Genomic DNA, 11,496 nt, shown 5'->3' with positions numbered 1-11,496 from the left:
CGCATGTTGCCGGAAGGCGTGATCGATGCTCTCGGTAGCCAATGTCCGCACAGCAGGGGGTGCCGCCAATTATTTTGCCGCCGACAATTATTATACCCGCGCGGACGCTGACCGGTCGGGCGAATGGGTCGGACAGGGTGCGAAAGCGCTCGGACTGGATGGCCGTGTCGAGGCAAAACAGTTTGAGGCGATACTCAAAGGCCATCTTCCGGACGGCACGCGTTTGGGGAGCGATTTGAGGCCGCACCGGGCTGGCACCGATCTCACTTTCTCAATGCCCAAAAGCTGGTCGCTGATCGCACTGGTCGGCGGCGATACCCGCATCCTCGATGCTTATGCGGCAGCGGTCAAGGAAACGCTTGGCTGGGCTGAAACCCACCTTGCCGAAACCCGGATGGAGGTAAAAGGCCGGGAGAAGATTGTACCAACCCGAAACCTGTTGGTGGCGATGTTTGGGCACGACACCAACCGTAACCAGGAGCCCAATGCGCATTTTCATGCCGTCGTTGCCAATGCAACCAAAGGACCAGATGGCAAATGGCGTGCACTCAGAAATGACAAGCTTTGGGATCATAATACCCTGTTGAACGCCATGACGATGGCCCGCTTCCGGCTGTCGGTTGAAAAGCTTGGCTATGAGATTGGCGAACAGGGAAAGCATGGCAATTTTGAAGCCAAAGGCGTGCCAAAGGACATTCGCGACGCGTTCAGTTCGCGGCGCGCGGAAATCATCAATGCGCTATCCAACATGGATAGCAAAGGCCTCTCTGCGCGCAATGCTGCCAATCTGATAACTCGCTCTGCCAAGCCCAAGATCGAGGACCGTGCGGCACTTGCACAAAGCTGGGCGGCGAAGGCTGACGAGCTCGGCTTTGACCCGGCTGCAATCATCGAACGGGCCAATGCACGTGCGGCTTCGGACATCGGCCATGTCCCGACTTTCACTCAAAGGGTGGCAGAGAGCGTCGGCAATATGCGCTTATGGGCCAGCGGCCTTGCCGAAAGACTGGGGCTTTCGCCTGTCGATCCCTTGATACCCAAAGCGCTGGGAAAGCGGAGCCCCGAACAGATTGCAGCCGTGCATGCCGTTGCCTCGGCTGTGCGCCATCTGGGTGAGCGCGAAGCTGCCTTTGCAAAGACCGCAATCTATAAGGCAGCGCTCGATTTTGGCTTGCCAACCGCCTTGCCGCAGATCGAGGAGCGCGTCGCGCAATTGCTGCGCCAGGGCCATCTGGTTGCAGGTAAAGGCGTCGATCGCGGCATCGTCACCAGCGCCGATGCGCTTGCGCTCGAACAGCGCATCCTGGGTGCGGTCGACAAAGGGCGGAATCGCATCGCGCCCATCGTGGAATCCGACGTTGCGGGTGAACGGCTGCAGGCGCTTTCCCAACTCAAATATGGCATGACCCTCAACCACGGCCAGGAAGGGGCAGGGCGCCTGATCCTGAGTTCGCACAACCGTATCGTCGCGATCCAGGGGATAGCAGGGGCAGGTAAAAGCACCGTCCTGAAGCCTGTTGCCGACATATTGCGCGAAGAACGACGCGATGTGCTGGGGCTGGCCGTTCAGAATACACTGGTCCAGATGCTCGAGCGCGATACCGGGATAGCATCGATGACTGTGGCGCGTTTCCTGCGGCGTCATGCAAGCCTCCTCTCCTCACCCGATCCGCTCAAACTCGCCGAAGCAAGGGCGCAATATAGGGGAAGTGTTCTCCTGCTCGACGAAGCCTCGATGGTCGGAAATAGCGACAAGGAAAAGCTCGTGCGGCTCGCCAATTTGCTTGAAGTCGACCGCTTTGCGAGCATCGGTGATCGCAAGCAGCTGGGTGCGGTCGATGCGGGCAAGCCCTTTGATGTCATGCAAAAGGCAGGCGTTGAAACCGCGATCATGAACCTCAATATCCGCGCGCGTGACAAGACGCTGCGCGCGGCGCAACAGGCAGCCCAGGGCGGCAATATCGCTGAAGCACTTAATCGTCTCAAACCGCATATTGTTGAGGTGAAAGAGGATGCGGCACTTGCAGCCGCCAGCGCCTGGCTGTCGCTGTCGCCCGCCGAGCGCGAGCGCACGTCGATCTATGCCTCGGGCCGAAATTTGCGAAGTGCGGTCAATGAAGCCGTGCAGACCGGGCTCAGGGCCAATGGCGAGCTTGGGAAAGGGGCGCTCAGCGTCCAAACGCTCGCGCGCGTCAATTTGACCCGCGAGGAGCTGCGTTATGCGAAAAGCTACGCGCCCGGCATGCTGGTCGAGGTCGCCAGGCGGCAGCGCAGCCAAGGTCTTCACGAAGGCCGCTACACGGTCGCAAGCGTCGATGCAGCCCAGGGGAGCGTCACGCTTGAAAACCGGCGCGGGAGGCAATTTGTGTTCAGGCCAGGCCAGCTGCGACCGCAAGGCAATCAGGATCCGTTGCGCTTGTTCGAGCCAAAGCCCCTCGATCTGCATCAGGGCGACCGTATCCGCTGGACCGACACTGACCATAAGCGGGGGCTGCTCAACGCCGATCAGGCGCAGATATTGGCGGTTGATCCCAAGGGACTGACGGTCCGCACCTCATCGGGGATCGAGCAACAGCTGGGGAAGGACGATCCGATGCTCAAGCGGCTCGACCTCGCTTATGCGCTCAACGCCCATATGGCGCAGGGCCTGACCTCTGATCGCGGCATTGCAGTCATGGACAGCCGCGAGAAAAATCTTTCGAACCAGCAGACCTTCCTGGTCACCATCACCCGGCTGCGTGATGGGCTCACATTGTTCCTCGACAACAGGGACCGGTTGCAGGCGGCAGTGGAGCGGAATTCCGGCATGAAGACATCGGCGCTTGAAGCAACGGGCATGTTGAAGAAAGCTGCCGCTGCAGGTCTTGCCAAAGGACAGGAGGTCCAGACGAGCCAGGGACGCGAGCCGCCCGAGCGCGACCGGTCGATCATCAAACCGTTCGAGATTGGAATCTAGCTTGGCAGCAGCGATCCCTTTTTGGCTGCCCATGAAAAAGAAGACCCGCCTTGCCGGCGGGTCTTTCAAAGGAAAGGATGTTTGAACCGATTGCCCAAACCCCTTGGGTCGCAGCTTCTTGCTACGCCCAAATTGCTAAAAATTCTTGGATAGAAACGTCAAGGGCCGCCAAAGTCGCTTGACAATTTCGGCCAAATTGGCCGCGGCGACGGCTCAGAAATAGCCGACAACCGCCAATATCAGGCTCGATGCAACAAACGTGGACACAGTCCATTTCTCGACCAGCCCGATCTCGAAACGCGGACGTTCGGTACCTTCCTTCCAGATGCGCTGGCAGGCAATGTCGTTGAACCCCGATCTTGTGCCTTCGAGCGTGACGCGCTCGCCGATCAACCGGTTGACGGCACGCGAGGGCTCGATCTGCCAATTGCCGCCACCTGGCAGCTTCAGCTGAGGCCCCTGCGCGCTATCGACGAGCAGGCCGGTCTCGCGGACAGGTTGGCTCATGGGCATATATGGTTCCGCCAATAACGGTCCCAACGCAACACGGTGCCGCTCTCGACCATCGCGCAGGACAGATCCTCGCCCGAGGGCAGGGTACAGAAGGCTGCTGTACGCGTGCCGCCCGCCGAACCGTCGGAGCGGCAGCTAAGCCTGGGCCCGCGCACGGCGATATGACCGGTCTCGTTTGACCCTCGCGCGCCACCCAGAAAGGCAACCAGCTGGTCGCGCGCTTCGAGTGCTGAGGCTTCAGGGCAGGGCTGGTTGGTCCGGCAGCTTTCGTCCATCTCGCGCGCCGCAATTCCGGACAAACGGACATGCGGGCCTTCAGCGCACCAGATCGGACCATCGCCGTCCCAGACATGCGTCGGTGTGCAGGCGAAATTCTTGCCGGAAGCGACTACGGTGGCAGCAAAAAGCAGGAACATGGGAAAAGCTTTACTGCAATTTGCGTCCAAACCAAAGCACCCTGCCAACGATATTGACCGAGCGCCGGTCAAGCCCATGCCAGGTTGGATAGGCCGGATTGTCGCTAATCACCGAAATCAGCCGTCCCTTGGGCTCAAGTGCAATGCGTTTGACGCTGAGCGTATCATCCATGCGCAGCACATAGATCCCGTCACGCAGCCGGGCTTGGCCGTCGCCCAGATCGACCATGACATCGTCTTTGTCGGCGAGCGTTGGTTCCATGGAATCGCCCAGTACATGGATGATCGAGAGGCTAGGACCACGGCTCGTTGTCAGCTTGCGCAGCCATTGCTCGTCAAACCCGAACTGCGTGCTTTTCTGCTCCATCTCGGCAAGCGCGCCGTGCCCTGCAGAGGCGGATACATCGAGAACCGGCACCTGCACCAGTTCGGTGACGGGGCCGCCACGCCGCGTCGGTCCACCAAGCAGGCTTTCCTCGACCCCGAAATAGCGGGCAAGGATGCTCCGGTCGCCTTCGGACAGCATGCGCGGCGATCCGCGTTTGATGAACTGCTGTATATAGGCGGCGTTACGCCCAAGGAGGCGCGATATCGCCGAATAGTCATCACCATTTTTCCGGATCAGCTCGTCCAGTACTGCACGGGGATCGCTCATCGCATTTGGTCCTTTGTCTCGCTGCTAGGAATTTATCCTAGACTCTAGGAAGTCTTCCTAATAGGAACATAACAAGAACACAAGCAAGAAAGTGTGAGTCTATGAGGCATCCTCTCCTCGGCGAAATCGAGCAATATATCGAGCGGCATGGCCTATCGCCCACACGGTTCGGGCGGCTTGCGGTCAAGGATCCGCGATTTGTCGAGGATTTGCGTTCGGGACGTTCCCCGAGGCGCCGCACGCTCGAACGGGTAAGTGCCTATATGCGGGAGCATTGATCAGCTGTCGGCCAAGCCACCGCTCAGTAGCGCGATACCGTAGGTTTCTTGCAGAGTGTGTCAGGACGAGGCGTTGGGCCGTCGACACCAAGATAGCCTTGTTGCAATTGCAACGACGGACTCAAGGTCGGCATTTGCTGACTAAGTTGCCGTCCGGGATACGTTGCTTGTCCGATCAAACCGGCCACACATTTCTGCTGTGTATTGTGGCCACACTTGGCCGTAAGGCGACCATACTAAATAGGATGCGGCAGACTGTAATGCAGTCGATCCGCGCCCGACCGAAAGGTAGACTTGCAAGCAATAGGCATAGGCCATAAGGCCTGATAGTCATCGCGGGTTTGTGACCGAAACTCTCATAATTCAGGACTTGTCGGGGTCATGCTTGATGGTCTCGACGCGCACGCGCTGTCGGATAGGGTCACAAATTTCCCTGACTTGTATCTTCGCAGGCAGTATCGCGTTTTTTACCGCTGCGATGCTGCGCGCGGCGCGTATCTGCTCGCCGATTGCAACAACATGATCCCAGCTTGTTTCCAGATCAACTTCAGGTCCATTAGCCATGGGTTCCCAGTCATCGCCATCGACATAATAGGTTTCATCTGCGGTCTTGAGCGCTTGGGCGAGCAAATCCTGCTTCAGGGTAAGGATGCGAAGCGAAGTTTCGCATTGCAGTTTAAGCTCGGCGAGGGTTTGGCTATGGATCAGCGATAGTTCAAGCGCCGCTTCGCTGAAGGCAGTCAGGCAGGCCTCGATCGAATCGCGTACGCTGTTCCATTGATCGAGCGCAAAATTGTCCTTGCGTATGCTGGCGGCTAGTTCGTTGCTATGTCTGCGATTGAGGAAATTCCAACCCATCGTGATGACCCAGCCAATGGCTGTAACCAACCACCCGTAAAATACGGCGTCAGTAACGCCTTGCGAGCCCCCGGACATGGATTGAGCGATTGGATTACAGACTGCGATTGGTCAATATGGCATCCATGCCGCGGTTGATCTGGCGCATGGCAAGATCGCTTGCATGGAAATTATAGTGCGCAAAGAACCGCTCGCGGCTGTTGCCGAAAAAGCGGACGCTCGCGGTGAACAACCCTTGCACGAAAGAAGGGCTCAAGCTGAACAGATGGTCGGGTACGACCACATCCACGATCGCATTTTCCCTGTCCAGCTCGTCGAGGTCAAATTTCTTGCGCGCGGCAAGCCCTTTGGAATGCCCACTCAGTGTATGCACTTTACCATTGCCGGTAAGGTCGTCGATATCGATCTTGCTCATAATCATCATCAGACTCACTCCGAGCTATCTACATAATTATTATCGAGCGTGAATGCTACCGTCACCAAAGTACCAGCAAATCTTCGCTTCAGATCCGACACCATTGCAGGATCTGGGGCCTGCTCGCGCTTATTCTCAACATTGCACCAGTGCAACCGCTTTTCGCCCAGCGCCTCGCGTTTTCCGGCGAGATGCGGCGTACTGAGCTGGATACAGCTGTTTCCTGACAAAATCGTTACCTTGGCTTCCTTTCCGGTTTTGTCATTTTCAGCGAGGTCGTTGATGAAGGCAAGGACATCCTGAAGCCCAAAGCCGCCGCGCGTGTCCTCATAAGCTTCAGCATTTCCAGTTACCGCATCCTGTAAGGCAACGATTGTCTCAAGTGTGTCCTGCCGTAGTCCGCAGCGCCTGTGCATCGATGTATAGCTGTCGACAAATTTGCGCACTTCGGGCGATGCCTCCTGCAACGAGTCCGCCATTGACTGGCCAACACTCAAAAACGCCATATGGCACAAAAGTTCCCACTCGCCGTCGTCACGCTGCCGCCGGACCATGAATGCCGTCGTTGACCAGTCGCCGTCGTCGCTCCCTGGCTGGCTGTGGCGCTCGGCATTGCACAGAACCTCGCCAATCAGCAGAGCCAAATGGCTCTTGGCATCGATTGTCAGTTCGTAACCGGCATCTTCGCATTCGGGATCGTTGGGAACGCATAGCCAGCCATCGACTAGGCTGCAAAACCGCGTTGCCAGCTTGTCGCGGTCGGTGGGCGACAATTCTGCGTCGGGATCTTTGGTCGTACCCTTGGGCCGGCGCCGTTCTGCAGGAAACGCCCAGACGTCATCATGGTTGGAAACGGCGGGCAGCTGGACGCCAAGTTCACGATCAAGCCCGATCGCGCTCACGACCTTCTGTATCGAGGCCTCCATTCGACCATGGCTGAAGGAGGCAGTGATCGCTGGCCAGATTTCAGCGAGTACGAGAAACGCACCGGCGTCATTCACGTGCTTGTCGAGAAAATCGAGCCTTGCCACCAGCTCCTGGCCTTCGACTTTTGAAATCTCGGCAAGCGTGTCGAGCGTTTCGTGCGGGAATCTGATCAGGTCGAAATTTTTGAGCTCGACAGAAGGAAGCGGAGCATTTTCATCCCTTATCGGCCGTTTAACCACATTAATCCATCGACTCTGTCGACCCGGATCAAGCGCGTCGAGCAGTTCCGAGGACCGGAAACGGCGCATCAAGGTTGCTTTGCTCAAAAGTCCGAATTGACGCTTTGTAAATCCCAACTGCTTCTCGACCTGCTTTTTGACCTTGCGGCTCTGCGCGCGTGCAAAACGGTCGGCAGCACGACCAGGGCCTCTTTTGCCTGACCGGCTGCCATGTGTCCGCCTAATCTCGCTACGAACCAGCGCCATGAGTTCACGAAGTAGGAAATGGCGGATACGCGGGTTTGAGATCTTGCTCCCATAACCGTTGACCAGCGCCAAAGTGGTCGCGCGCTTTCTAGCCGATATCAGCCCTGCCATATAAAAAACCGAAGGATCATGTGAGCATCCATGGCAGACTGCATGATCGAAGCAGGAATAGGGTTCAATCGAACAACGAAATTAGTTGTGGACAATTAGGTTGAATCGAACCCTGGTTTCAAAGAGCTAAGCACTACGGCGATACTCTAATTGCATATAGTCTTTGTTGGGGCTTGATTACATCAGCGCTGACATCTGACGCTGTTTCGGTTCAGTTTTCGACTGCGATCCGCGGACAGCGGCGTACATTCGAAATACTGCCGCATAGTCACTAGCGTTCTGTGGCGAGTGTTTCGATATCCAATGGTGTGGATGCCGATATTCGAACGCGTCCAGGAAAGGTTTAGAGCCGCTAACATTGCTGCCGATCAAGGGCGTCAGCGAGATCGTTAATAGCTGCCGGTGGTTCATCGGCGCTACCGGCTCCCCAGGTGGCCCCAGCAAGCCGGCGTTGGCTCAGTTTTCCGTTCGCTCGGACAAGTTAAGCCCGTTGTCGATCTCAACACCGAGATACGCTCTTCGTAGAACTGGGAATCTAGGCACCTTGACGGAATGATCGCGGAGGAACCTGGCTGGCGTGCTGCCACCCAGCACCTGCAAACAGACTTCCTCATTAAAGAATCGAACATATCGATCGAGCTTCTGCGCAAAATCGGCCGAATCCCCAGTTGAGCTCGAAAGCACGGCACCGAGCGCTTTTGCGATACCGAGTTCCGACCAGTTGGCCCGGCTATGGGCGGGAGCCGTCCGAACGCCATAACGCTTCATGAGATACTCCTCGGGATTTGGCCCTTCCGCGAAGCCAGTGGGTCGATACAAGCGCATGCGGCTGCCGGTATCAGCAAAGAGCCAATGCACGCGATGACCGAAGCTGGCGAAGCAACGCTCGAATCCCTCAATAATGTTGTCGGCGTCGAGACGTCGCAGGACATGCGTAAATGTCCAACGGCTTACGATATCGGTCAGAACAAGCACAGCCTTCTGTCGTCCATCCACCTCGATGTCGATGATATTTCCCAGCAGACTTCCGATGCTTTTCACCGCTTTGCGACGATAGATTGAATCGCTCGAACTCAAGAGGTTGAGCTTGCCATCGACGCGATGCCTCTTGAATGACCGATAGAGCGAGGATCGGGTCAGTCTTGGGTTCTCACGATGCAACAGAGCAAGGCAATCGTCTAGCGGAAGTTGCAGCATAGTGCGTGCAGCTATCCCCAGCATTTCCACCTCAGATGGCATCGACCTGCCACTTTTTGGGCCAGGGCGTTGTTCCTCATAATCCGGGCGCGAGCGCCATTTCGCGACGGTCTTCGGATCGAGTTCGAACCGCCGGGCCAATGCGGCATTACTGTCGGCGCTGTGACGCAACGCCCAACGAATGCTCGGTGCGACGCGATTCGCCACAAAGTCAGCCCCTGAACCAATGGGCTATGAATGCGCAAAAAAACACACCATGTAATTCCGAAACTCGTAGCACTCTGATGCTCCAAATAATCGTGTAAACATCGTATCTTAAGACCGTTAACAACTAGTTAACGGTATCTTAAGGCCCCATGCATATAATCGGGGTAGCCGAACGCGATCCTCTTGCGGCGGCGTGGAGGCTCGGATGGACCCCAACTATCTCACTGCGGCCGCGGCTGTGATTGCGGCACTGGTACCGCTGCTCGCCGAACTTAGGCGTTGGCGGAACGGGCGCAGCAAGGACGATCAAGACCGTGACGCATAATGTTTATTCTAGTCTACAAGAGCGGCTATGCTGCCTGGCCTTGGCCTGAGCCGGTGCATGAACGGACCGAAACGCGTAAAGGCGCTGGTCCCGTTCTTCGCGCCAATGTCGGCTTTGAACATCAGGAGACGTATGCGATGAATTGAGCGAGCGGCTGACGTTTGGTCAACGGCAATCGCTCGAACGACTGGCCTGTGTTTCGGTCAGGGTCCGCTAACATAGCGGACGTTCACCGCCCAAAATCGGTCCGTCGATAGCCGATCTTCACTCATCTCAGCACTTTCAGAGCTGGAATTACTGTGCTTGGGATCTAGCCGTCACTTCTTGCGGGATCGCTGAATATCGGCTTACGCCAGTTGCGGACATTTGCGCGGGTGCTCGGGTGACGTCGTCGAACGGTTAGGACCGGGCCGTGTCCGGACCGGCGGCTTTTGGCAATTCCAATCTCAGCAAGCTGCCGTTAGAATGACTTCGCAGCTTTCCTGAGGTTCTCGGTCGATCGGCTTCCTGCCGAGGCAGGAAGGGCAATGCATGAGGGCCTTGGACTATGCTGAAACCTTCGGAACGGGCGCGCTTGGCACCTCTTCAACTGTCCTCCCATCACGAATATTATAAAGCCGCTTGAAGGTCGGAATGATCTTTTCGTCATGAGTAACAATGATGATTGCCGTATCAAACTGCCGCGCCATGTCATTGAGCAGACCAACCACGGCTAGCGCGCGTTGGCCATCCAGCGGCGCGGTGGGTTCATCGGCGAGGATCACTGGCGGACGATTGATCAACGCGCGGGCTATGGCCACGCGCTGCTGTTCCCCTCCGGAAAGTTGTGAGGGCATGGCAGCCGCGCGGTGGCCGACATCCAGCGCATCGAGAAGATCGTACGCCATCTTTCGCGCCACTGCATTCGGCTTTCCGGCCAGCATGGGCAGCAACGCGACATTGTCTGTCACATCAAGGAATGGGATCAGGTAGGGGGCCTGAAAAATGAAGCCGATCATGTCGCGCCGCAGCGCGCGCAGATCTCGGACTTTCCAGCCATTGTCATAAATACACTGGTCGCCAATCGTCATTTTGCCCGATGTCGGCTCGATCACCGCGCCAAGACATTTGAGCAGAGTACTCTTGCCCGAACCCGATGGCCCGATCAGCCCCACGACCTCGCCCTTGGCCACCGCCATGTCTACGCCGCGCAGGGCATAAACTGCCGTGTCGCCGCTGCCGTAGGTCTTGACGACATTCTCAAGGATGATGCCCTCAGCCACCGATCGCCTCCGCCGGATCGACCTTGATCGCGGCCTGAATGGCCAGAAGGCTCGCAAGTGTGCAGATCAGCATCACCGCCACGAAACCCAAGATCGAATCCGATGGCAGGAGCAAAACATATTTAGGGAAGAAGGGTGCCCACAGGCTGGCTGCGATCTTGCCAACAATGAAGCCGATCAGGCCTAGCCCCAGCGCCTGTTGCAGAATCATCCACGAGATCGTGCGATTGCGGGTGCCGATCAGTTTCAGCACGGCAATTTCACGGATCTTGCCGACGGTCATGGTGTAGATGATGAACGCAACGATAGCAGCACTGACAATCGAAAGGATGACCAGAAACATTGCGATCTGCCGGGCCGAGTTGGCGATTAGCTTCTGAACCAGGATTTCTTCCATCTCAGCCCGGGTATAAACCGTCAGCCGTTGCCAGCGGCGGATCGCGGCGGCGACGTCATCGGGATTGGCATCTGGCGTGATGGTGACCAGAATGGCATTGACGTTGATATTGCCCGTTTGAACGGCGTCTACGGCTTGCGCCACCGCCGGATTACCCGGCGGGTTCAGTTGCGGATTGGCAGCCGTTCGCGCGCGCTGACGAACGATGGCGTCGCTATCCCTTTCGAACTGGGCGGCCTGCGCATCTTTTAGCGACAGGAATAACATCGGGTCACCACCCGACGACACCATCCGGCTGGTCAACCCGATGACGGTGTAAGAATTGCGGCGCACCCTGACACGATCACCAATTGCGAAGCCAGTCTTCACATCGGCCACAGCTTCATAATGGCCGCGCACGATCTGCCGTCCGGAGATGAGATGGGTCGGCTGTCCGGGTAATCCCGGTTCGCCCATTTCCGCTCCGACGACCATCACCCGCACATCCTTGTCAC

Annotated in this window: 11 protein-coding genes; 2 read left to right on the top strand and 9 right to left on the bottom strand. The window is 57.3% G+C overall.

Features of this window, described 5'->3' with window-relative positions; all coding sequences use genetic code 11:
• Positions 1-25: 25 nt before the first annotated feature.
• Positions 26-2,956, top strand: coding sequence for a MobF family relaxase (gene mobF, locus PKC81_RS08075; protein WP_324334899.1), 2,931 nt, complete (start codon positions 26-28; stop codon positions 2,954-2,956).
• Positions 2,957-3,169: 213 nt separating this feature from the next.
• Here mobF and PKC81_RS08070 read toward each other — a convergent pair whose 3' ends face one another.
• From PKC81_RS08070 to PKC81_RS08060, 3 genes are read right to left on the bottom strand one after another with little or no spacing between them, the layout of a single operon-like run.
• Positions 3,170-3,463, bottom strand: a complete 294-nt coding sequence (locus PKC81_RS08070; protein ID WP_324334897.1) for a DUF5818 domain-containing protein — start codon at positions 3,461-3,463, stop codon at positions 3,170-3,172.
• On the bottom strand, positions 3,460-3,885 hold the full coding sequence (locus PKC81_RS08065; RefSeq protein WP_324334895.1) for a hypothetical protein: 426 nt from the start codon (positions 3,883-3,885) through the stop codon (positions 3,460-3,462). The genes PKC81_RS08070 and PKC81_RS08065 overlap by 4 nt, the downstream gene beginning before the upstream one ends.
• Positions 3,886-3,895: 10 nt before the next feature.
• Positions 3,896-4,540 (bottom strand): S24 family peptidase, encoded by a 645-nt coding sequence (locus tag PKC81_RS08060; RefSeq protein WP_324334893.1) that lies wholly within the window; start codon positions 4,538-4,540, stop codon positions 3,896-3,898.
• Between the two features lie 101 nt (positions 4,541-4,641).
• On the opposite strand from PKC81_RS08060, the gene PKC81_RS08055 reads away from it, so the two are divergent.
• Entirely contained in the window at positions 4,642-4,818 is a 177-nt protein-coding gene (locus tag PKC81_RS08055; RefSeq protein WP_324334892.1) for a hypothetical protein, read from the top strand.
• 363 nt (positions 4,819-5,181) lie between these two features.
• Here PKC81_RS08055 and PKC81_RS08050 read toward each other — a convergent pair whose 3' ends face one another.
• The 6 genes from PKC81_RS08050 to PKC81_RS08025 form a co-directional block, all read right to left on the bottom strand.
• Positions 5,182-5,754: a hypothetical protein gene (locus tag PKC81_RS08050; protein ID WP_324334890.1), complete on the bottom strand. Its 573-nt coding sequence runs from the start codon at positions 5,752-5,754 to the stop codon at positions 5,182-5,184.
• A 16-nt stretch (positions 5,755-5,770) separates the two neighbouring features.
• Complete coding sequence (locus PKC81_RS08045) at positions 5,771-6,100, bottom strand: hypothetical protein (protein ID WP_324334888.1); 330 nt, start codon at positions 6,098-6,100, stop codon at positions 5,771-5,773.
• 5 nt (positions 6,101-6,105) lie between these two features.
• Entirely contained in the window at positions 6,106-7,614 is a 1,509-nt protein-coding gene (locus PKC81_RS08040; RefSeq protein ID WP_324334886.1) for a hypothetical protein, read from the bottom strand.
• A gap of 456 nt (positions 7,615-8,070) precedes the next feature.
• Positions 8,071-9,018, bottom strand: coding sequence for a hypothetical protein (locus tag PKC81_RS08035; RefSeq protein WP_324334884.1), 948 nt, complete (start codon positions 9,016-9,018; stop codon positions 8,071-8,073).
• A gap of 870 nt (positions 9,019-9,888) precedes the next feature.
• A complete protein-coding gene (locus PKC81_RS08030) occupies positions 9,889-10,605 on the bottom strand; it encodes an ABC transporter ATP-binding protein (protein ID WP_324334881.1) in 717 nt (238 codons plus the stop codon).
• Positions 10,598-11,496 (bottom strand): ABC transporter permease (locus PKC81_RS08025; protein WP_324334879.1); only part of this gene is annotated, 899 nt, incomplete at its 5' end. The genes PKC81_RS08025 and PKC81_RS08030, both read right to left, overlap by 8 nt.

Source organism: Sphingorhabdus sp. (assembly GCF_035329025.1).
Lineage (GTDB): Bacteria > Pseudomonadota > Alphaproteobacteria > Sphingomonadales > Sphingomonadaceae > Sphingorhabdus_B.
This window is presented reverse-complemented; position numbering and strand designations above follow the sequence as displayed.

Bases quoted from the DNA above. Each gene is read 5' to 3' on its own strand.
- PKC81_RS08065 (WP_324334895.1), bottom strand. From the start codon at position 3,885: ATGTTCCTGCTTTTTGCTGCCACCGTAGTCGCTTCCGGCAAGAATTTC.
- PKC81_RS08055 (WP_324334892.1), top strand. From the start codon at position 4,642: ATGAGGCATCCTCTCCTCGGCGAAATCGAGCAATATATCGAGCGGCAT.
- PKC81_RS08045 (WP_324334888.1), bottom strand. From the start codon at position 6,100: ATGATGATTATGAGCAAGATCGATATCGACGACCTTACCGGCAATGGT.
- PKC81_RS08060 (WP_324334893.1), bottom strand. From the start codon at position 4,540: ATGAGCGATCCCCGTGCAGTACTGGACGAGCTGATCCGGAAAAATGGT.
- PKC81_RS08040 (WP_324334886.1), bottom strand. From the start codon at position 7,614: ATGGCAGGGCTGATATCGGCTAGAAAGCGCGCGACCACTTTGGCGCTG.
- PKC81_RS08050 (WP_324334890.1), bottom strand. From the start codon at position 5,754: ATGTCCGGGGGCTCGCAAGGCGTTACTGACGCCGTATTTTACGGGTGG.
- mobF (WP_324334899.1), top strand. From the start codon at position 26: ATGCTCTCGGTAGCCAATGTCCGCACAGCAGGGGGTGCCGCCAATTAT.
- PKC81_RS08070 (WP_324334897.1), bottom strand. From the start codon at position 3,463: ATGAGCCAACCTGTCCGCGAGACCGGCCTGCTCGTCGATAGCGCGCAG.